Below are 22,227 nucleotides of genomic sequence, written 5' to 3' on the forward strand. Positions count from 1 at the left end.
GCGTTTCTTGCGCGAATCCGGTTCTGCTCAACCGTGACAATAGCGGCGGTGCAGCCGTTTCTTCCCGATTGGATTGGATCATGAAGCTCAAGCTTGGCGTCGCTCTCGGCGCTCTCGTTGCAGGCATGGGTGGCGCTTATGCCGCCGACCTTTATGTGCCCCCCGTGGTGGCGCCGGTCGCTGAAGCCGCGCCGGCTTACTGGGGCGTGGTTGAACTGGGCGGCCTTGGCCGCTTCACCAGCTATGACGACGATGGCGACATCGAGGACGGCTCGTTCGGTGGCGTCTATGGCTCGTTCGCCCTGTGGGGCGATCTCGGCGTGGTCCGCGTGGGCGTCGACGGGTATGGCGAGTGGCTGAACCTGGGTGAGGACGGCAACAACGACATCACCAACGCCTCGCTCGGCGTGCTCGGCGCCCATATCGGCGCTGGCTTCGATGCCGCCTATCTCGGCGTCTTCGGCGCCCTCGGCATGTATCCCGATGCTCCGAACACGGAAACCTTCAACGGCTATGCCGTGGGTATCGAAGGCACCGTTGATGTCGATGTCGCGACCCTTTACGGCAAGCTCGGCTACGCCAGCGCGCCCAATGAAGGCGGCATCGATGACGAGGGCTTCTTCGGCTACTTCGTCGAAGGCGGCGCGATCTTCTCGCTGTCGGACGATTTCGCCCTCCAGGTCAGCGCCGGCTACGGCACGTCCGAGCCGTTCGAGACCGATGACGAGACCGGCTACTACGCCGCCTGGGGCGTCAAGGGCGCCTACAACCTCGGTACCGAGCTCAATCTCAACCTCGTCGCGTCCTATGACGGGCTTTATGCCGCCGGCAACGAGGATGACGAGTCGGTCATCGACCACACCTTCAAGATCGGCCTGTCGATCCCGTTCGGTGGTGCAGGTGCCGCTTCGGCCCTCAACCCCGTCGCGTCCCCGACCGCGCCCTTCCGCGCCTCGGTTCTTGCCGACGTGATGTAATCTGGGTCCGTGCGGCCACGCCTTCGGGCCTGGTTCCCGCCACACACCTGCAAAGGGGCCCTCGCGGCCCCTTTGTTGTTTCCGATGCTGGTCTCCAGGCTGTTTCTCGCAAAATGGCTCGCGCTCTGATGCTGGCGGGCCACACTGCGACTGAAACAGATCGGGTCCGGCGATTGCGTCTTGCTCCTTTTGGCGCAGATCGGCTTATGGTTAATCATGTCGACCGGCCGTGCGCCGGGTTTTTTGATTGGGGAAAATCATGGCTCTCAAGCTCGGCGTCGCTGTCGGCGCTCTCGTTGCAGGCATGGGTGGCGCCTATGCCGCCGACCTTTACGTCGCCCCCGTGGTGGCGCCCGTCGCCGAAGCCGCGCCGGCCTATTGGGGCGTGGTCGAACTCGGTGGCCTTGGCCGCTTCGTTACCGACTACGACGAGGGCGTGGATGCTGAGGCGACGTTCCCGGGCCTTTACGGCTCGTTCGCCCTGTGGGGCGATCTCGGTGTCGTCCGCGTCGGTGTCGACGGCTATGGCGAGTGGCTCAATGTCGGCGATGATGGCGACAGCGACATCACCAATGCCTCGCTCGGCGTTCTGGGTGCGCATATCGGGGCCGGCTTCGACCAGGCCTATCTGGGCGTCTTCGGCGGCATCGGCATCTATCCGGATTCCGATGATCCGGAAGACCTGATGAACGGCTATGTCGTGGGCGTCGAAGGCACCCTCGATGTGGATGTGGCCACGCTTTACGGCAAGCTCGGCTATGCCGAGGCCGCCAATGGCGACGGCTCGGGCGACGAAGGCTTCTTTGGCTATTTTGTCGAAGGCGGAGCGATCTTCTCGCTCTCCGATCAGTTCGCGGTGCAGGTCAGCGGCGGCTACGGCTTCTCCTCGCCGTTCGATAACTCGTCTGACGATGGTTACTACGCCACTTGGGGTGCCAAGGCGGCCTATAATCTCGGCACTGACCTGAACCTCAACCTCGTGGCCAGCTACGAAGGTTTCCTCGCCCAGGATTCCGAAGACGACGAATATGTGCTCGACCACACCGTCAAGGTCGGCCTGTCGATCCCGTTCGGTGGGGCCGGTGCCGCTTCGGCGCTCAACCCTGTCGCGACGCCGACCGCGCCCTTCCGCGCCTCGGTTCTTGCCGACGTGATGTAATCGCCTGCCCCATTCGGGCGCAGTTCAGGCGCGGGGATTTCGGTCCCCGCGCTTTTTCTTTGCTATCGCCGGGAGTTTCCAGGCGAAGGAGATGCTGGCTCCGCAGTCCGGGAAGCATACACCACAGCAACCTGGAGCTTGCGGGATGCGAACCAAAACGCGGTAGCTCGCAACCGTCCGGCGGTGGGCGGTCCGTCGCTCTAAGATGCACCGCTGTCACATATCTGCCATGCTCGTTCAGTATTGACTGAACAAACTGTCATCGCTATTCCGCTTGCCCATGTCCCAGGTTGCTTCCGTACCCCTCTCGCCCACAGATGCCGCCGAGCAGTTCATCGAGCAGATGGGCCTCCTGCTCCAGAATGATCGCCTGCCGCGCATAGCCGGCCGCATCTGGGGGCTGCTGCTTTACGAGGGCACGGTGTTCGGTCTTCAGGAAATGGCCGATCGCCTGCAGGTGTCGCGCGCCTCGATTTCAACCAATGCCAGGCTGCTCGCCGAATATGGCCTCATCCGGCGGGTGGGCAAGCCCGGCAGCCGTCAGGATTATTACGAGCTGGGCACCAACCCCTTCGGGCGCATGCTGCATGTGCTCGAGGAACGCCTCGAACATTCCGCCTCGGCGGTGACAGAATCGGCGGCGCTGATACCCGCCGATAATCCGGGCGCGCGGGCGCGGGTCGAGGAGCTTTCGGAGTTCTATGCCCGGACGCTCGTGCTGATCCGCCAGCACATGGCCGAAACCGGGCACAAATAGAGGGGGCCGGGGCGAGAGAGCCCCGGGCCGGCGTCACATCATTTCGGCCAGCGCCATCCGTGGGGCAGGGCCTTTCAGCCAAAGGTGCATCCATGAGTTCAGTCGCAACGCTCAAGCCGCGGGCCGATGCCCCCCGGGCCGCTGCCGAGGATGCCGCCATCGCCAATCCCCCGCCGCCGGCACGCCGTCGCCGCCGCTGGCCCTGGGTGCTGGTCCTGCTGCTGCTCGCGGGCGGTGCCGGTTATTATTACATGACCACCCAGGCGCCGCCTGCCACCCCCACGCCGGTCGCGACTGAAGCCGCCGATCCGGTGATGCAGCTCAACAGCTTCGAGGTCATCACGCTCGCGCCGCAGCGCCTGTCGCGTTCGGTCAAGATCACCGGTCCGCTCTCGCCGGCTCGCCAGACCGCGCTCACCGCACAGGTCGCGGGCACGATCGAATCCGTGTCCGCCCGGCCCGGCGACACCGTCATCGAAGGCCAGATCCTTGCCCAGATCGATGTCACGGATCTGCGCGTAAGGCTCGAGCAGCAGCGCGCCACCATGGAGGCGACGCAGGCGCAGCTGGCGCTCGCCCAGACCCAGCTGCAATCGACCCGCACCCTGTCCGAACGCGGCCTTTCCTCGCAATCCTCGCTCGAATCGGCCCAGTCCAACGTCAACGCGCTCACCGCGCAGGTCGAGGCGCTGCGGGCGCAGGTCACATCGGCCGAGATCGCGCTCGGCCACGCCACCATCCGCGCGCCCTTCGATGGCAGCGTCGCAGCCCGCGCGATCGAGCCGGGCCAGACCGTCAATGTCGGCGGTGCGCTGCTCACCGTCGTCGACCTCTCAGAGATGGAGGTGCAGGCCGCTGCCCCGCTTTCGGCCATCTCCTCCATCGTCGCCGGCCAGACCGCGACGCTCTCGGTCGAGGCCTTTTCGGGCCAGAGCGTCACCGCCACGGTCGAGCGCATCAATCCCGTCGCCATCGAGGGCACCCGCTCGATCGCCGTCTATCTCGACCTGCCCAATCCCGATCGGCTGTTCCGCGGCGGCATGTTCACCACCGGCGCCATCGAGATCGCGGCGCTCGAGGATGCCATCGCGCTGCCCGAAGCTGCGATCCGCGAGGATCAGGAGGGGCTCTATGCCCTCAAGATCGTCGATGGCGTGCTGGTCCGCCAGCCCATCGAACGCGGCGAGCGCTGGACGACCGGCAACCTCATCGACATTCCCTCGGGGCTCGCAGCCGGCGACGTCGTCGTCACCGCCCCGCTGTTCGAGCTCGCGCCCGGCATGCGCGTCGCCTTCTCGGAGCGCTGATCGATGTTCCTGACCCGCATCAGCGTCAATCACCCGGTCTTTGCCACCATGGTCATGGTGGCGCTGCTGGTGTTCGGCCTCTATTCCTATGCCCGCCTGCCCATCGAGCAGATGCCCGATGTCGACTTCCCCGTGGTCGCCGTGGTGGTGAGCTATCCCGGCGCCTCGCCCGAGGCGGTGGAAAACGACATCGTCCGGCCCATCGAGGACCAGGTCAACACCATCGCCGGGCTCGATTCCATCCAGTCCACCGCCATGTCCGGCTCGGCCATGGTGCTGATGATCTTCGAGCTGGAAGTCTCATCGGAAACCGCCGCGCAGGACGTGCGCGACAAGGTTTCGCAGATCGAGGCGGCCCTGCCGGACGCGGCCGGCAAGCCCACCATCCTGCGCTTCGATCCGAGCGCCCTGCCGATCGTATCGCTCGCGGTCACCTCCGACACGCTCTCGGCCCGCGACCTGACGACGCTGACCGAAGACGTGATCGTCACCCGGCTTTCCAACATTTCGGGCGTCGGCAGCGCCACCGCCGTCGGCGGCATCGAGCGGCGGCTCAACGTTCTGGTCGATCCCGATCGGCTGGCTGCCTTCAATGTCGGGATTTCCGACGTCATCACCGCCCTGCGGCAGGAAAACCAGAACCTGCCGGCCGGCACCATCACCCAGGGCGCCACGGTCCAGACTATCCAGATCGAAGGCCGCATCGAGAACGAGGAGGGTTTCCTCGATATCATCGTCTCGCGGCGCGGCGGCCAGCCGGTCTATCTGCGCGACGTAGCCACCATCGAGGACGGGCAGGGCGACGAGCAGAGCCTTGCGCTCCTCAACGGTCAGCGAGCGCTTGCGGTCGACGTCATCAAGACCCAGGGGGCCAATACCGTCCAGGTGGCCCACGACATCCACACAGCCATCGACCGGCTGATGGATGGCGGTCTGCCCGAGGGCGTCCGCATCGATGTGGTGCGCGACAATGCCGTGCCGGTGGAGCAGAGTTTCCACGCGGTGCAGAACATGCTGATCGAAGGCGCCATCCTCGCCGTCGTCATCGTGTTCCTCTTCCTCAATTCCTGGCGCTCCACCGTCATCACCGGGCTCACCCTGCCGATCTCGATCATCGGCACGATGATCTTCCTCAACTTCTTCGGCTTCACGCTCAACATGATGACGCTGATGGCGCTCTCGCTCGCCGTCGGCATCCTCATCGACGATGCCATCGTGGTGCGCGAAAACATCATGCGCCACCTGCATATGGGCAAGAACCACCGGCAGGCGGCGCTCGATGGCACCAACGAGATCGGGCTGGCCGTGCTCGCCACCACGCTCTCGATCGTTGCGGTGTTCCTCCCCGTCGCCTTCATGGATGGCATCATGGGGCGGTTCTTCCTGCAGTTCGGGGTCACCGTCTCGGTGGCGGTGCTGATCTCGCTGTTCGTCGCCTTCACCCTCGATCCGATGATGTCGAGCGTCTGGTACGATCCGGCCGCCAATCCCGATGCCAAGCGCGGGCCGCTGGGGCGCGCCATCGCCCAGTTCGACCGGTTCTTCGGCTGGTTGTCCAATGGCTATCGGGGGCTCTTGGCCTGGTGCCTCAAATGGCGCAAGACGACGCTGATGGTGGCGCTCGCCTCCTTTGTCGGCACCTTCTTTCTCTTTCCCTTCGTGGGTGCCGAATTCATCCCGGCCACCGACAATTCGGAGGTGCAGGTGACGATGGAGACCCCCACCGGCTCCTCGCTTGACTACACCGCCACCAAGATCGCGCAGGTCGATGATGTGCTGCGGGCGCTGCCCGAAGTCGTCTCCACCTATGCCACCGTGGCCTCGGGCACCGGGCGCAGCGGCAACAATACCGCCACCATCGTTATCGGCATGGTGCCCGAATCCCAGCGCGACGTAACCCCGACGGAATTCTCCGTCACCGTCCGCGAGGCGCTGACCGTCATTCCGGGCGCGACCTTCACCGTCGCCGCCTCGGGTGGATTCGGGGGCCCCACAGCACCCATCTCGATCGGCATTTCGGGCGCGAGCTTCGATACGCTCGATCGCCTGTCCGACCAGCTCATCGCCGGGCTACGGGATATCCCCGGGCTCATCGACGTCAAATCCTCGCTCGAGGATGCGACCCCGATCATGGCCGTGCGCGTCAATCGCGACCTTGCCAGCGATCTCGGGGTCAGCCTCGCCCAGATCGGGGCGGCGCTCAACCCGATGCTGGCCGGCGACGAGGTGACCGACTGGACCAATCCGCGCGGCGAAAACCTCGGCGTCTTCGTGCGCCTGCCCGAATGGGCTCGCAACGATGTCAGCGAGCTGGGCAATCTGCCCATCGTGCAGAGCGGAGCCACCGGCTCAAACGCCGTCATCCGGCTCGACCAGGTCGCGAGCATCGAGGAGGCGACCGGGCCCGCCACCATCAATCGCGAGGCGCTGGCGCGGCGCGTCAACGTCACCGCCAATATCGAGGGCGTGGCGCTGGGGCAGGTGGTGCCGCAGATCCAGGCGGTCATCGATGCGATGAGCGTGCCCACCGGCTACAGCGTCAGCCAGGGCGGGGAGGCCGAGGATCTGGCGGAAACCGGCGCGGCTGCCGGTTCGGCGCTGCTGCTTGCGGTCATCTTCATCTATCTGGTTCTCGCCAGCCAGTTCGGCAGCTTCCTCCAGCCCTTCGCCATCATGGTGTCGCTGCCGCTCTCGCTGATCGGGGTGGTGCTCGGCCTTCTCGTCGGCGGCTCGACCCTCAACATGATGTCGATGATCGGCTTCATCATGCTGATGGGCCTCGTGGTCAAGAACGCCATCCTGCTCGTGGACAATGCCAACCAGCATGTCCGCGAGGGCCTGCCCCTGCGCGCTGCGCTGATCGAGGCCGGCCACACCCGCTTCCGCCCGATCATCATGACGACGCTTGCCATGATCTTCGGCATGCTGCCGCTGGCGCTCAGCCTGCATGAGGGTTCGGCCCAGAACGCGCCGATGGCCCATGCGGTGATCGGCGGGCTCATTTCCTCGACGCTGCTGACCCTCGTCGTAGTGCCGGTGATGCTGACCTATCTCGACGGGCTGGGGCGTTTCGTCTCGCGCTTCACCCCCCGTGCCCCCGACGACGTGGTGCACGCGCCGGCCGAGTGAGGCCGCATCGCCCCCTTCAAGCCGGATGGGCCGGTCCCGTCCGGTCGCGATGAAAAGGGGGCCAGCAAAAAGGCCCGGGATCGCTCCCGGGCCTTGAACGTCTCAAGAGAACCGTCAGCCGATCAGGGGATCAGGCCCTTGTTGGCGATCGCGCCGGCTTCGATGACATAATAGTTGATGGCGCCGGCGACGTCGCCGACATCGTCGAACTCGATGGTGCCCGAGGCGCCCTCATAGTTGATGTCGGTACCAGCCGCGATCAGCTGCTTGGCCTTTTCCCACTCGCCGGGGCGGATGACTTCGCCGGGGGCGTTGGCGACTTCGCGCAGCGCCGCGGCAAGGCCTTCGCGCTCGGCCGAGCCGTTCTTTTCGATGGCGAGGGCCAAGAGGAACACCGCGTCATAGGACTGGGCGGTGTAGGTGCCGGCCGGATCGACCTCGGAACCCCCGGTGACGCCCGAGAAGGCGTCGAAGCTCTCGCCACCGGCCGGAGCCGCCTGGGTCAGGATCATGCCTTCGAGGTCGGCCGCATTGCGCGAGGCGAGCAGCGCATCGCCGGCCATACCATCGCCGCCCACGAACAGGCGGAAGGAGCCCGCTTCGATCGACTGGTTGAGGATGGCGCCACCGCCGGCGTTCTCATAGCCATAGATCACCAGCACATCGGCGCCCGAGGCTTCGATCTGGCCGATTTCGGGGCGATAGTCGGCCTTGCCGTCCTCATGGGCGACATTGGCTGCAACCGTGCCGCCGGCCGCGGTGAAAGCCGCCGCGAACGCATCGGCGAGGCCCTTGCCGTAGTCATTGTTGACATAGGTGACGCCGACCGTGTCGATGCCCTGGCTGCGCAGCAGCTCGGCGGCCTTGAGGCCCTGTACGGAGTCGGGAACGACAACGCGGTAGATGAGGTCGTTATCGGCGATCTCGGCCACGGCCGGCGCGGTGGAGGCCGGCGAGATCATCACGACATTGCCCGGCACGGCCGAACCGTTGGCACCGGCAATGGTGGGGCCCGAGCAATAGGCGCCAAAGATCGCCACGACCTGCTCGGTGTTCACGAGGCGGTCGGCTGCGGGGCCGGCGGTGCCAGCGTCGCAGGCGCTGTCTGCGATCACCGAAGCCAGGTTCTGCCCGCCAAGCACGCCGCCCTGGGCGTTGACATTGGCGATGGCGAGGTTGCCCGCGGCCACCATGCCCGGCGCGAAGCCGGCGATCGGGCCGGTCACGTCGGCGAGAAAGCCCAGCTTCACCTCCTGGGCCAGCGACGGCACGGCGGCGCCGAGCACCGACGCGGCGACTGCAAGGCTCAGAACGGTCTTGATTGTCTTCATGATGTCCCTCTTGTGGGTTGCTCCGCCCGGCGTCCTATCGGGATCGTCCGCTGACGAAGCCTCGTCGCGGGTCCGGCGGAAGGGGGCTTTGCGCCCCGCTAAGGTCCAGAATAGCCTTATTTCCTCGCGCGAGTCACCCGCTTTCGGTGCTCCCGCACAGGGTGGCGGTTGCATCGAAACCCGCCGCGCTTCATTGTCCGGTGCGACCTGCCTTGTCCTTCCCGGTTCTGTCCCATGCCGCACCCGTTCGCCCCGCTCCGCGCCCTGCTGCTCGCCCTTGTCCTTGGCGCTTTCCCGCTCGGCGCGACGGGGCAGGAGGCCGGGGCAGGCCAGCAGGCCGAACCGGATGCGCAGAGTGCCGAGCCTGCGCCGCCGCCGCGCTGCGGCACCCAGCCCATGACCATCGGGCGCATGCAATGGCCATCGGCCGCCATCCTTGCCGAAATCCATGCGCGCATCCTCGCCTCGGAATTCGAGTGCGAGGTGCGCGTGCAGCAGGTCGATCAGGCGGCGGCCGGCTCATCGATGGGCACCACGGGCCAGCCGGCCATCGCCCCCGAACTCTGGCTCGGGCGTATCGCCGAGGTCTGGAATGCCGGGGTCAAGGCGCAGAAGCTGCGCCAGGCCGGCGCGACTTATGACCAGCAGGTGTTCGAAGGCTGGTACGTACCCGACTATGTGGTCGAGACCATCCCCGAGGCCACGACGATCGAGGGGCTGAAGCAGCGCTGGGCCGATTTTGCCGGGGAGGGTGGGGCGCGCGCCCGCTTCCTCTCCTGCCCGCCCGACTGGGCCTGCGCGGTGATCAACCGCAACCTGCTCCGGGCGCACGGGCTCGATGCCTATTTCGAGATCGTCGAGCCGGCCAACCGCTTCGAGCTCGATACGCTCATCGCCGAGGCGGTGGGGCGGCGTGAGCCGCTGCTGTTCTACTACTGGGCGCCCAATGCGGTGCTTGCGCAGTTCAGCTTCCGGCCCGTGGATCTGGGGGCCTATGCGCGCGAGGCCTTCACCTGCCTGGGGCGGTCGGCCTGCCCGGGTCCGCAGCCGAGCGGCTTTCCCAACGAGCCGGTGGTGATCGCGCTTGCCGAATGGGTCTATCTCGAAGCCACACCCGTCGCGTCCTATTTCCAGCGCGCGCGCATGCCGATGGCCGAGATGAATGCACTGCTGCAGGCGCTCGGCGAGCCCGGACAGACCGTCGAAACCGTGGCCGAACGCTTCGTGGCGGACAAATCCGATATTTGGCGAGAGTGGGTCGGCGCTCCCTGACCGGGGGCGGTCGTCGAGCGTCTCATCGCAATTTGCCGTTAAACTTCAACGCTCTGGCAGACGCCGGCTATCTCCTTACGCCGACGAGCCTCCTCGGGCGCGAAAAATTTTTGTCTTTGTCGTGACGAAAAAGAGGCGTCTTCGGGTTCTTCCTCGTGATCCGGCTGGCTTTTGCCAATAGAGAAGTAATCCTGGCTCTGTTTTGTGGGCCAAATTCTCGCAAATACTAGAAGCGTTATTCTCAAGTTCTCCTCAGATTTGACAGGTAAGACTGTGCTCCTTATGGTCCGGCATCCTTTGGACATTCAGGAGCAGCCTTATGATACTGCGCAACGGTGGCATTGCCGCCGCGATTGCTATTGCCTCGACCCTCGCAATCGGCCTGCCGGCTTCGGCCCAGGCCCAGGAGTGCGGCACCGACCGCACGATCGACATTGCCGAGATGACCTGGCCATCGGCCGCCGCGCTGGCTCACATCCATGCCATCGTGCTCGAAGAGGGCTTCGGCTGTACTGTTTCGATCGTGGCCGGCGATACGGTGCCGACCTCGTCGTCCATGCTGACCCGCGGCACGCCGGCGGTCGCCCCCGAGCTCTGGACCGGCGCCGTGCAGGAGCCGTGGGAAAGCGGCATCGCCGAAGGCTCCGTCGCCGAGCTGGGCGATGCGATCAGCGATGGCACCGTCGAGGGCTGGTTCATTCCGCGCTATGTGCAGGAAGCCCATCCCGAGCTCGTCACCGCCGAGGACGTTATCGCGCGGCCCGATCTCTTCGCCGATCCCGAGGATGCGTCCAAGGGGCGGCTCTATTCCTGCCCACCGGGCTGGGCCTGCGAGCTGTCGACGTCTGCGCTGTTTGAAGCCTACGACATGGGCGAGACCTGGAACCTCTTCTCCCCCGGTTCGGGCGGCGCGCTCGATGCCTCGATCGCCCGCGCCTTCCTGCGCGAAGAGCCGATCCTCTTCTACTATTGGGGTCCGACCGCCATCCTGGGCAAGTTCGACGCGGTGCAGCTCGACCTGGGCGAGATCAAGCCCGAGGTTTACGCCTGCAACACCGATACCGACTGCACCGAGCCGGCTGGCGTGACCGCCTATCCGTCCTCGCCTGCCGTCGTGGGTGCCGCCGCCTGGCTGGCCGAGGAAGCACCGGCCCTTGCCGACTATTTCAGCAAGGTCGGGCTGACCAACGACCAGATCAGCGCGCTGCTCGTCTATGGCGACGAGAACCAGGCCGATGCCCGCGCCACCGCCGAAAACTTCCTTCTGACCGAGGAAGCGGTGTGGACCGAATGGGTGCCCGCCGAGGTCGCCGAGAAGGTGCGCGCCAGCCTCGGCTGACGTTTCGACGAGATCAACGCTGCGGCCGGGCGTCGATGGCGCCCGGCCGCGTGTCCGTGGACAGGAGGTCCCCAACCCCAATGTTTCCAGAAATCGTCGATACCCGTCCGCTGCGTCGCGCCGTGGACGATGGCCTCAACTGGGTGGTGCGCCACTGGGGCGATGGCTTCGAGGCCGCCGCTCGCCCGCTGCTCATCCTGCTCAACGCCATCGAGGGCCTGCTGGTCGCCACCCCCTGGTGGCTGATCATCGCCATCCTCGTGGGCGGAGCCTGGCTTGCCACCCGCAACTGGCGCCTGCCGGCCATCGTCCTCGTCGCGATGCTGTTTCTGGGCATCATGTCGCTCTGGCGCGACGCCATGACCACCATGGCCCTGATGATCTCGGCAACTCTCACCGCCATCGTGCTCGCCATCCCGGTCGGTGTGTGGATGAGCCGTTCGCTCAAGGTGCGCCAGATCTTCACCCCCGTGCTCGATCTGATGCAGACGCTGCCCAGCTTCGTCTATCTCATTCCCACGGTTATGATCTTCGGGCCGGGCAAGATCCCGGCACTGATCGCCACCATCGTCTACGCCGCCCCGCCTCTGGTGCGCCTCACGGATCTGGGGCTCCGCTCGGTCGACCCGGCGGTGATGGAAGCCAGCCGTGCCTTCGGCACCAGCGCGCGCCAGCGGCTCTTCGGGGTGCAGATCCCCCTGGCACTGCCCACCATCCTTGCCGGCATCAACCAGACCACGATGATGGCGCTCGCCATGGTGGTCATCGCCTCGATGATCGGGGCGGGCGGGCTGGGCTACCAGGTGCTGCAGGGCATCGGCCGGCTCGAGGTCAGCCGTGGGCTCTTTGCCGGGCTCGGCATCGTCGTTCTCGCCATCGTTTTTGACCGCATCACCCAGGCCTTCGGCAAGCAGTTGCAGTCCCGTATCGGCCTTCAGGAGGCCCGCTGACATGTCCGACATGACACCCAACCCTGATCTCGCCATCCGCATGAGCGGCGTCACCAAGATCTTCGGGCCCGATCCCCAGGGCGCGCTGGCGCTGCTGCGCAGCGGCCGGTCGAAATCGGAGGTGCAGTCCGAGACCAATCACGTGGTGGGGCTCGACGATGTCTCGCTCGATATCGCGCGCGGCCAGATTTTCGTGGTGATGGGGCTTTCGGGCTCGGGCAAGTCCACCCTCATCCGCCACGTCAACCGGCTGATCGATCCGACGGCCGGCGAGATCGTGGTCGAGGGCACCGACGTGCTCAAGATGAGCCTGCCAGAACTGCGCGGCTTTCGCCGTAACACGGTCGCCATGGTGTTCCAGAAGTTCGGGCTCCTGCCGCACCGATCAGTCATCGACAATGTCGCCTATGGCCTCGAGGTCAAGGGCGTCCCCAAGGCCGAGCGGCTCGAAAAGGCCGCCGGCTGGATCGAGACGGTCGGGCTTGCGGGCTATGAGCAGAGCCGTCCACGCCAGCTCTCGGGCGGCCAGCAGCAGCGCGTCGGCCTCGCCCGGGCTTTGGCGCTCGATACCGACATCATCCTGATGGACGAGGCGTTCTCGGCGCTCGATCCGCTGATCCGCTCCGGCATGCAGGATCAGTTGATCGAGCTGCAGAAATCGCTGGGCAAGACCATCCTGTTCATCACCCATGATTTCGACGAGGCGCTCAAGATCGCCGACCGCATCGCGGTGCTCAAGGATGGCGCGGTGCAGCAGGTGGGCAAGCCTCAGGATATCGTGCTCAAGCCCGCCAACGAGCATATCGAGGAGTTCGTGCGCGAGGTGAACAAGGCGCGGGCCATCCAGGTGCGCACCATCATGGAGCGCGGAGAGTTCGACCCCTGCGACCAGAGCGTGCCCGACACCGCCCGCTGCGAGGACGTGCTGCCGCTCTTTGCCGAGAACCAGTGGGTGGGGGTGGTCAATGACAGCGGGCGCCAGATCGGGCGCATCACGGCCAAGCAAGTGATCAAGGCTCTGGCGCGCTATTCGGCCAGCACGATGAACTAGGACATTGCCGCGCGAGGTGGATGCCGGTTCCCCGGAACTAGGCAGAGCGATCGGCGGCGCGATCACGGGAGCGCGATCTAGGGCCTTGGTTTAGGTTGCCTCGTCGCGCCGCGGCTGGCTATAAGGGGGTAAGGTACGAAGTGGTTTGGAGAAGCGGGTTGGAACTCAAGCGGATCAACGACGCGGTCAGCGTTTCCCCGCAGATCACGCCGGCCGACATTCCGGCCATCAAGGCGGCGGGCTTCGTGGCCATCGTCAACAACCGCCCCGATGCCGAAGCGCCCGACCAGCCTTCGGGCGACACCATGCGTGAAGCCGCCGAGGCGGCCGGGCTTGCCTATCACTTCATTCCCCTTGGCCGGGACGGCGTGACGCCGGACATGGTCGAGGCGACGCGTTCGGTTCTCGAGGGGAGTTCCGGGCCCGTCCTCTGCTACTGCCGGTCGGGCACGCGCTCGACCACGCTCTGGGCCCTGGCCCAGGCCGGCAATCGCCCGGCTGAGGAGATCATCTCGGCCGCAGCCAATGCCGGATACGACATTTCGCACCTTGCTGGGCATCTGAGCCACAGCTGAGGTCTGCGCCGGCCGGGGGCGGCGCGCCGCCGGTCCCGACCGGTGGTCTCGTCCCCTTCACCGGAACGCGCTCATGACCATCAAGAAGATCCTTGTCGCCAATCGCAGCGAGATCGCCATCCGCGTCTTTCGCGCGGCCAACGAGCTCAATATCCGTACCGTCGCCGCTTATGCCGAAGAGGACAAGCTGGCGCTGCACCGGTTCAAGGCCGACGAGGCCTATCTGATCGGGCAGGGCAAGGGGCCGGTCGAGGCCTATCTGCAGATCGACGAATATATTCGCATCGCGCGGCTATCGGGTGCCGATGCCATCCATCCCGGCTACGGGCTCTTGTCGGAAAGCCCCGAATTCGCCGAAGCCTGCGCCGATGCCGGCATCATCTTCATCGGGCCCCGGCCGCAGACCATGCGCGACCTTGGCAACAAGGTCGCGGCGCGCAACATGGCGATCGCCTCCAAGGTGCCGGTGGTGCCCGCTACCGATGCACTGCCCGACGACATGGCCGAAGTGCGCCGCATGGCGGCCGAGATCGGCTATCCGCTGATGCTCAAGGCCAGCTGGGGTGGCGGCGGGCGCGGCATGCGCCGGATCATGGATGAAAAGAGCCTCGTCTCCGAAGTGTCCGAAGGCAAGCGCGAGGCCAAGGCCGCCTTCGGCAAGGACGAGATGTATCTCGAAAAGCTGATCCAGCGCGCCCGCCATGTCGAGGTGCAGCTGGTGGGCGACGACCACGGCAATCTCGTGCATCTGTTCGAGCGCGACTGCTCGGTGCAGCGGCGCAACCAGAAGGTCGTCGAGCGCGCGCCCGCCCCCTACATGTCGGAGACGGTGCGCGAGGAGCTGACCAGCGCCGCCGTGCGCCTGGGCAAGGCCGCGAACTATCGCGGCGCCGGCACGGTCGAGTTCCTGCTCGATGCCGATACCGACAAATTCTACTTCATCGAGGTCAATCCGCGCATCCAGGTCGAGCACACCGTCACCGAGGCGGTGACCGGCATCGACATCGTCAAGGCACAAATCCGCATCGCCGATGGCGCGACGATCGGCACGCCGGAATCCGGTATGCCGGCGCAGGCGGACATCAGGCTCAACGGCCATGCCATCCAGTGCCGCGTGACCACCGAGGATCCGGAAGAAAACTTCATCCCCGATTATGGCCGCATCACCGCCTATCGCGCCGCCACCGGCTTTGGCGTGCGGCTTGATGGCGGCACCGCCTATGCGGGTGCGTTCATCACCCGCTATTACGATCCGCTGCTCGAAAAAGTCACCTGCTGGGCGCCGTCGGCCGAAGAGGCCATCGCCCGCATGCACCGGGCGCTGCGCGAGTTCCGCATCCGCGGCGTGGCGACCAACCTCGCCTTTCTCGAAAACATCATCACGCATCCCGATTTCGTCGCCAACTGCTACACCACGCGGTTCATCGACGAGACGCCGGCGCTGTTCGATTTCCGCCGCCGCCGCGATCGCGCGACCAAGCTCCTGACCTATGTCGCCGACGTCACCGTCAACGGCCATCCGGAGGTGCGCGATCGGCCGCGTCCGCCCGCCGATGCCGCAGCCCCGGTGGTGCCCGAGTTTCCGCCGCTGCCGGTGATCGAGGGCAGCCGGCAGGTGCTCGATCGCGACGGCCCGGCGGGCCTCGCAAAATGGATGAAGGCGCAGACCCGGGTGCTCTTTACCGACACCACCATGCGCGATGCCCATCAGAGCCTTCTGGCCACCCGCATGCGCTCCTTCGATATCACGCGCATCGCCCAGGCCTATTCGCGCGGATTGCCCGAGCTCTTTTCGCTCGAATGCTGGGGTGGCGCCACCTTCGACGTCGCCATGCGCTTTCTCAACGAGGACCCGTGGGAGCGACTGGCCAAGGTGCGCGAGGGCGCGCCCAACATCCTCACCCAGATGCTGCTGCGCGGCTCCAATGGCGTCGGCTACACCAATTATTCCGACAATGTGGTGAAATTCTTCGTCCGCCAGGCGGCCGCCGGGGGCGTCGATATATTCCGCGTCTTCGATTGTCTCAACTGGGTCGAGAACATGCGCGTCTCGATGGATGCGGTGATCGAGGCCAACAAGGTCTGCGAGGGCGTCGTCTGCTATACCGGCGACATGCTCGATCCCGATCGGGCGAAATACGATCTCAAATACTATGTCGCGCTCGCCAAGGAGCTCGAAGCCGCCGGCGCCCATGTGCTGGGGCTCAAGGACATGGCGGGGCTGCTGAAGCCAGCCGCTGCCAAAAAGCTTGTCGCGACCCTCAAAGAGGAAGTCGGCCTGCCCATTCACCTCCATACCCACGACACGTCCGGGGCTTCGGCGGCCACCGTGCTCGCGGCGGTGGATGCGGGCGTCGATGCGGTCGATGCGGCAATGGATGCGCTTTCGGGCACGACGAGCCAGCCGACGCTGGGATCGCTGGTCGCCGCACTCGACGACACCGAGCGCGCCAGCGGGCTCGACGCCAGGGCCATCCGGCAGATTTCGTTCTACTGGGAAGCGGTGCGCACGCAATATCGCGCTTTCGAGAGCGATCTCAAGGGCGGCGCCTCGGAAGTCTATCTCCACGAAATGCCGGGCGGCCAGTTCACCAATCTCAAGGAGCAGGCCCGCTCCATGGGGCTGGAAAGCCGCTGGCACGAGGTCGCCCAGACCTATGCCGACGTCAACCAGATGTTCGGCGACATCGTCAAGGTCACCCCGTCCTCCAAGGTCGTGGGAGACATGGCGCTGGCCATGGTCTCGGCCGGCCTCACCCGCGCCGATGTCGAAGACCCGGCGCGCGACATCGCCTTCCCCGATTCGGTCGTGGGGTTCTTTGCCGGCGATCTCGGCCAGCCGCCCGGCGGTTTCCCGAAGGCGCTGCAAAAGAAGGTGCTGAAGGGCAGGACGCCGCTCACCGGGCGGCCCGGCGCGGCGCTGCCGCCGGTCGATCTCGAAGCCGAGCGCGGCAAGGTAGCCGAGGAGACCGGGCTCGAGATCGACGATCTGCGGCTCGCCTCGCACCTCATGTATCCCAAGGTGTTTTCCGAATTCGCCCGCAGCCAGGACCGCTACGGTCCCGTCGCGGTGCTGCCGACGCCTGCCTTCTTTTACGGCATGACCGAGGGCGAGGAGCTGCTGATCGACATCGAGAAGGGCAAGACGCTCGTCCTGCAATATCTCGGTCGTTCGCCCACCAACGAGAAGGGCCAGGTTCGGGTATTCTTCGACCTCAACGGCCAGCCGCGCACCATCACCGTGCCCGATCGGCTCAAGGCCGGCGAGATCGTTGCGCGCGCCAAGGCGGTGCCCGGCGATGCCCGCCAGATCGGCGCGCCCATGCCGGGCGTCGTCTCCTCGCTCGCGGTCAAGTCCGGGCAGAAGGTTCTGGCCGGCGATGTGCTCTGCACCATCGAGGCCATGAAGATGGAAACCGCCATCCATGCCGATGCCGATGGCGTGGTTGCCGACGTGCTCGTCAAGCCCGGCGACCAGATCGATGCCAAGGACCTTCTGGTGCGGTTCGAATAGTGCTCGTTAAAACCACCACGCCCCTCAGCGATGCGCGGCCGGCTCCGGTGCCGGCCCAACAATCCTTCCCCGGCTCCAGCGCCGGAGAGTGGGCGGGGCTCGCCTGTTCCGGCCTCGATGCGGACGGCGCCTTCAGCCCCAATCTCGGGCTCTTCCTCGTGCGCTGGGGCGGTCGGCTCGTGCTCTGCGATGCCGGCATCGGGCCGGGGCCCAATGCCTATCTCGGCGGGCTCGAAGGACGGCTGCCTCAGTCGCTGGCCGAAATCGGGGTTGCCCCCGACGCCATCGATCTCGTCATCTACACCCATCTGCATATGGACCATCTGGGCTGGGCTACCCGGGTCGATGCCTTGGGAGCGCGGGTGCCGACCTTCCCCAACGCCCGCCATGTGGTGGCCAAGGGCGAGCTTGCCTACTGGTCGTCCAGCCCGGCCGACGCGCGCCCGCATCATCGCGAGGCCTTCGACCAGATCTTCCGGCCGCTGCTCGGATTAGGGATGGTCGTAACCGTCGCCCATGGCGAGCCGATCCTGCCGGGCGTCTCGCTCATTTCCACCCCCGGCCATACGCCCGACCACGCCGCGATCCGCTTTAATGGCGAGGGCGAAACGCTGCTGGTGGCCGGCGATATCTGCCACGCGCCGGGGCAGGTCGAGCGGCCTGACTGGGCCCACCGCGCCGATATGGATCCCGAGACCGCCCGGGTGACCCGCCGCCGCTTCATCGCCGAGGCCGCCGCGCAGAACTGGCTCCTCGCCTTCGGCCATTTCCGCGATGGCCTGCAGTTGGGTCGCATCGATACGGCCGGCGCAGGGTTTGTCTACCGCCCCCTCTGAATTCCGCCCATCTGGTCGCGCAGGCCAAGGCTGCACCTTTGTGCGGTGTCGACAATCAGCCCTTGCACTGCTTGCACGCGTATTGCATACATATTCCATGCCGTTTGCGGCGAGCAGAGGGGTTGGGCAAGCGTGGGCGCAAGCATCCGGTCGATCTGGTACAGCGTGCCGAGCCTCTTGCGCTTCGTGCTGCGTCGGCTCGCCATCGGCGTCCTCCTCTGCATCGGTGTGACCTTCGTTTCCTTCACGCTGACCCAGGTGGTGCCGGGCGATCCCGTCGCCGCGAGCCTCGGCGATTATGCCTCCTCCGATCCCGAGACCGTCGCCGCCTTCCGCCAGCGCTTCGGGCTCGATAAGCCGGTGCATGAGCAATACGTCATCTATCTCACCAAGCTGGCGCAGGGCGATTTCGGGGAATCGCTGCAGACGCGCCGGCCGGTCGCCGCCGATCTTGCCCATTACATGAGCGCCACCATCGAGCTCGCCGTCGTCGCCATGCTGATCGCCATGATCGGCGGGGTGGGGCTGGGCATCATCGCCGCGATCACGCGCGACCGCTGGCCCGACCAGGTCATCCGCGTGGTGTCGCTGGCCGGCGTCTCGGTGCCGACCTTCTGGCTCTCGCTGGTGTGCCTCTACGTCTTCTTTTTCCAGCTCGGCTGGTCGCCCGGCGTCGGCCGGCTGTCTCCGGGCGCCGCGGCCCCGATGCAGATCACCGGGCTCTTCACCCTCGATGCGCTTCTGACTGGCAACTGGAAGGCGCTGGGCGATGCGCTTTCCCACATCGCGCTGCCGGCGATGGTTCTGGCCATCTACACCATCGGGGCCATCACCCGCTTCACCCGCGCCGCCATGCTCGATGCGCTGGGGCAGGATTTCGTCCGCTCGGCGCGCGCCAAGGGCCTGCCCGAGCGCTCGGTCATCCTCACCCATGTGCTGCGCCCGGCGCTTGCCGCCATCGTCACCGTTTCGGGCATGGCCTTCGGGCGCATGCTGGGCGGAGCGGTGCTGGTGGAATCGGTCTTTTCCTGGCCCGGCCTCGGTGAATACGCTTATCGCAGCGCGCTGGCGCTCGATCTGCGCGCCATCATGGGCGTCAGCCTCGTCATCGCGGCGGTCTATATCCTCGTCAACCTCGTGGTCGACATCCTCTATGCGGTGATCGACCCGCGCATCCGGCTGGGCTGACCATGACGCTCTCGCAATCGGGCTTCGACGCCATCCACCGTCCGTCGGGCAAGATCCGCTCGGCCTGGCTGCAGCCGCTCGGGCTCATCGGGGCCGGCATGCTGCTCATCATCATCATCGCGGCGGTGCTGGCGCCGTGGATCGTGCCGCACCCGCCCAATGCCCAATCCTTCATGCGGCTCCAGCCGCCGAACCCGACCAACTGGTTCGGCACCGACCAGTTGGGGCGCGACATCTTCAGCCGTGTCGTGCACGGGGCGCGCGTCTCGCTGCCCTATGCGTTGCAACTGGTGGTGCTCTCGGCGCTGATCGGCACGGTGCTTGGCGCGATAGCCGGCTATTTCGGCGGCTGGATCGATGGCGTCATCATGCGCGCCGCCGATCTCGTCATGGCCTTTCCCGATATCATCCTCGCCATGGCGGTGGTGGCGGCGCTCGGGCCCAACCTCTTCAACGCCGTGCTTGCGGTGGTCATCGTCAGCTGGCCCATCTATGCCCGCGTCGTCCGCTCTATGATCCTCACCTTGCGCGACGAGCCCTATGTGCAGTCGAGCCGGCTTCTGGGCGCCTCGTCTGGGCGAACCCTGTGGAAGGATATCCGCCCCAATGTCGCCGGGCCGGTCGTGGTGCTCGGGGCGCTCGAATATGGCCATGCGGTGCTGATCCTGTCCGGCCTCTCCTTTCTCGGGCTCGGGGCGCAGCCGCCGACGGCCGAATGGGGCAGCATGGTCTCCGAGGGGGCCAAATATTTCGACAAATGGTGGATGAGCGTCTTTCCGGGCCTTGCCATCCTCCTCGTCGTGCTTGCCGCCAATTTCCTCGGCGATACGCTGCGCGACGCCTTCGATCCCAAATCGGCCAAGGCGTTCCGATGAGCGCGCCGCTGGTTTCCGTCGAAAATCTCACCATCAGCCTGCCTGCGGCCGATGGGCGGCGCCTCTTTCCCGTCCGCGATGTGAGCTTTTCCATCGGTGCGGGCGAGATCCTGGGCATCGCCGGCGAAAGCGGCAGCGGCAAGACCATCACCGCGCTCGGGCTCATGGGTCTCCTGCCGCCGGGTGGGCGGGTGAGCGGCCGCATCCTTTTCGAAGGCCGCGACCTTGTCGGGCTCGATCCGGCCGAGAACCGCGCGCTGCTCGGCCGTGACATCGCCATGGTCTTCCAGGATCCGATGACCGCGCTCCATCCCATGCTCTCGATCGAGCGGCAGATGACCGAGCATCTGCGCCACCATCGCGGGCTCGATCGCAAGGCGGCGCGGGCGCGGGCCATCGAACTGCTTGATCTCGTGCGCATTCCCGATGCCGAAGGCGCGCTCAAGCGCTATCCGCACCAGTTCTCGGGCGGCATGCGCCAGCGCGTGGCGATCGCCATGGCGCTCTCCTGCGGGCCGCGCCTGCTGCTCGCCGACGAGCCGACGACCGCGCTCGACGTCACCGTGCAGGCCGGCATCCTCAGGCTGCTGCACCGGCTGCGCGAGGAACTCGGGCTTTCGGTCGTCATCATCACCCACGACATGGGCGTGATGTCGGCGCTCGCCGACCGGGTCGCCGTCATGTATGCCGGCCGCATCGTCGAGGAGGGGCCGCGCGGCAAGGTGCTCGCCGCCTCGCGCCACCCCTATACCGCCGGCCTGCTCGGCGCTTTACCCCATCACGAGGGCGATGCGGTGACGCTCGAGGCGCTGCCGGGCGCGCCGCCGGCGATCGGAGCACTGCCGCCCGGCTGCCCGTTCCATCCGCGTTGCCGCTGGGCTCTCCCCGCCTGCACGGCGGCCGAGCCCGATCTCATGTCCGTCGGCCCGGCCCATGCTATAGCCTGTCCCGTCGATCCGCTGGCCGAGGTGGCGGCATGAGTCTCCTCGAAATCCGCGACCTGACGGTGACCTATCAGGGCCATGGCGGCACGCTGGTGCGCGCCGTGGCGGGTGCCGATCTCTCCGTCGAAGCCGGCCAGATCGTCGCGCTGGTGGGGGAGTCCGGCTGCGGCAAATCCTCGCTGGGCAAGGCGGCGGTCGGGCTCATCGCCCCCAGCGGCGGCTCGGTACACTTTGCGGGTGCGCCGCTGACCCCGCTCGGGCGCGGCGCCCGCCCCAAGGCGCAGCGCAAGCTGCAGATGGTGTTCCAGGATCCCTTTTCCTCCCTCAACCCGCGCCGCACCGTGGGCGATCTCATCGCCGAAGGCGGGCTGGTGGCGAGCGAGGCGGGCGAAACCCCGATGAGCGTCGGCGAGTGCCTCGAGCGCGTCGGGCTCTCGGCCGAATGGGCGAGCCGCTATCCCCACCAGTTCTCCGGCGGGCAGCGCCAGCGCATCGCCATCGCGCGGGCGCTTGCGGCACGGCCGGCCTGCATCGTCGCGGACGAGCCGATCTCAGCGCTCGACGCCTCGGCGCAGGCGGCGGTGGCCAACCTGCTCGTGGGGCTGGTGCGCGATCTCGACATGGGGCTGCTGTTCATCTCGCATGACCTCGCCATCGTGCGCACCATCGCCGATGTCACCACCGTCATGTATCTTGGCAAGGTGGTCGAGAGCGGGCCAAGCGCCGCGCTCTGGCGCAGCCCGGTTCACCCCTATACCGAGAGCCTGATCGGCGCCATTCCGCGCCCCGACGGGGCAGGGCGTCTGCCGCTCGACCTGCCGGGCGACGTGCCCAATCCGGCCCGGCCGCCCAGCGGCTGCCGCTTCCATCCCCGTTGCCCGGTGGCTTTGCCGGCCTGCGCGCAGACCGAGCCGCTGCGTGCGCCCGTGCTGTCGGGCCGCACCGTCGCGTGCCTCCGCGCCGAAGAGCGTGTCGCCGCCATTGCCGGCCACGCCCCGGCCTAGCCGCTGCCGGCCAATTCCC

At 66.5% G+C, this 22,227-nt stretch carries 17 protein-coding genes; 16 read left to right on the top strand and 1 reads right to left on the bottom strand.

Annotation, left to right across the window (positions count from 1 at the left end):
• The first annotated feature begins 80 nt into the window (after nt 1–80).
• From BT183_RS13790 to BT183_RS13810, 5 genes are all read left to right on the top strand, one after another.
• Nucleotides 81–977 carry a hypothetical protein gene (locus BT183_RS13790; protein ID WP_072344110.1) on the top strand — a complete coding sequence of 299 codons (897 nt, stop codon included), beginning with the start codon at nt 81–83 and terminating at the stop codon, nt 975–977.
• Between the two features lie 259 nt (nt 978–1,236).
• Nucleotides 1,237–2,136 (top strand): hypothetical protein, encoded by a 900-nt coding sequence (locus BT183_RS13795; protein ID WP_072344113.1) that lies wholly within the window; start codon nt 1,237–1,239, stop codon nt 2,134–2,136.
• Nucleotides 2,137–2,416: 280 nt separating this feature from the next.
• Complete coding sequence (locus BT183_RS13800; protein WP_072344116.1) at nt 2,417–2,893, top strand: GbsR/MarR family transcriptional regulator; 477 nt, start codon at nt 2,417–2,419, stop codon at nt 2,891–2,893.
• A gap of 92 nt (nt 2,894–2,985) precedes the next feature.
• Nucleotides 2,986–4,200, top strand: coding sequence for an efflux RND transporter periplasmic adaptor subunit (locus tag BT183_RS13805; protein ID WP_072344119.1), 1,215 nt, complete (start codon nt 2,986–2,988; stop codon nt 4,198–4,200).
• A gap of 3 nt (nt 4,201–4,203) precedes the next feature.
• Entirely contained in the window at nt 4,204–7,329 is a 3,126-nt protein-coding gene (locus BT183_RS13810; protein WP_072344122.1) for an efflux RND transporter permease subunit, read from the top strand.
• A gap of 122 nt (nt 7,330–7,451) precedes the next feature.
• Here the strand turns inward: BT183_RS13810 and BT183_RS13815 are convergent, their stop codons facing one another.
• Nucleotides 7,452–8,660: an ABC transporter substrate-binding protein gene (locus tag BT183_RS13815; protein WP_072344125.1), complete on the bottom strand. Its 1,209-nt coding sequence runs from the start codon at nt 8,658–8,660 to the stop codon at nt 7,452–7,454.
• A gap of 234 nt (nt 8,661–8,894) precedes the next feature.
• On the opposite strand from BT183_RS13815, the gene BT183_RS13820 reads away from it, so the two are divergent.
• From BT183_RS13820 to BT183_RS13870, 11 genes are all read left to right on the top strand, one after another.
• Nucleotides 8,895–9,932 (top strand): glycine betaine ABC transporter substrate-binding protein, encoded by a 1,038-nt coding sequence (locus BT183_RS13820; protein WP_072344128.1) that lies wholly within the window; start codon nt 8,895–8,897, stop codon nt 9,930–9,932.
• A 319-nt stretch (nt 9,933–10,251) separates the two neighbouring features.
• Entirely contained in the window at nt 10,252–11,271 is a 1,020-nt protein-coding gene (locus BT183_RS13825; RefSeq protein ID WP_072344131.1) for a glycine betaine ABC transporter substrate-binding protein, read from the top strand.
• Between the two features lie 80 nt (nt 11,272–11,351).
• Entirely contained in the window at nt 11,352–12,221 is an 870-nt protein-coding gene (locus tag BT183_RS13830; RefSeq protein WP_072344134.1) for an ABC transporter permease, read from the top strand.
• A 1-nt stretch (nt 12,222) separates the two neighbouring features.
• The gene (locus tag BT183_RS13835; RefSeq protein ID WP_072344136.1) at nt 12,223–13,272 is read left to right on the top strand and encodes a quaternary amine ABC transporter ATP-binding protein; all 1,050 of its coding nucleotides are present in this window, start codon (nt 12,223–12,225) and stop codon (nt 13,270–13,272) included.
• Between the two features lie 158 nt (nt 13,273–13,430).
• Complete coding sequence (locus BT183_RS13840) at nt 13,431–13,847, top strand: protein tyrosine phosphatase family protein (protein WP_072344139.1); 417 nt, start codon at nt 13,431–13,433, stop codon at nt 13,845–13,847.
• 73 nt (nt 13,848–13,920) lie between these two features.
• Nucleotides 13,921–17,361 carry a pyruvate carboxylase gene (pyc, locus tag BT183_RS13845; RefSeq protein WP_072344142.1) on the top strand — a complete coding sequence of 1,147 codons (3,441 nt, stop codon included), beginning with the start codon at nt 13,921–13,923 and terminating at the stop codon, nt 17,359–17,361.
• Complete coding sequence (locus BT183_RS13850; RefSeq protein WP_072344145.1) at nt 17,361–18,197, top strand: MBL fold metallo-hydrolase; 837 nt, start codon at nt 17,361–17,363, stop codon at nt 18,195–18,197. Before pyc ends, BT183_RS13850 begins: the two co-directional genes overlap by 1 nt.
• 132 nt (nt 18,198–18,329) lie before the next feature.
• Complete coding sequence (locus BT183_RS13855) at nt 18,330–19,385, top strand: ABC transporter permease (RefSeq protein ID WP_072344148.1); 1,056 nt, start codon at nt 18,330–18,332, stop codon at nt 19,383–19,385.
• A 2-nt stretch (nt 19,386–19,387) separates the two neighbouring features.
• Nucleotides 19,388–20,260 (top strand): ABC transporter permease, encoded by an 873-nt coding sequence (locus BT183_RS13860; protein WP_072344150.1) that lies wholly within the window; start codon nt 19,388–19,390, stop codon nt 20,258–20,260.
• On the top strand, nt 20,257–21,240 hold the full coding sequence (locus tag BT183_RS13865) for an ABC transporter ATP-binding protein (protein WP_072344153.1): 984 nt from the start codon (nt 20,257–20,259) through the stop codon (nt 21,238–21,240). Before BT183_RS13860 ends, BT183_RS13865 begins: the two co-directional genes overlap by 4 nt.
• Nucleotides 21,237–22,208: an oligopeptide/dipeptide ABC transporter ATP-binding protein gene (locus BT183_RS13870; RefSeq protein ID WP_072344156.1), complete on the top strand. Its 972-nt coding sequence runs from the start codon at nt 21,237–21,239 to the stop codon at nt 22,206–22,208. Before BT183_RS13865 ends, BT183_RS13870 begins: the two co-directional genes overlap by 4 nt.
• Nucleotides 22,209–22,227: the final 19 nt, after the last annotated feature.

The sequence above is a fragment of the Devosia enhydra genome (genome assembly GCF_900119845.1).
In the GTDB taxonomy this organism is placed as follows: Bacteria; Pseudomonadota; Alphaproteobacteria; order Rhizobiales; family Devosiaceae; genus FPKU01.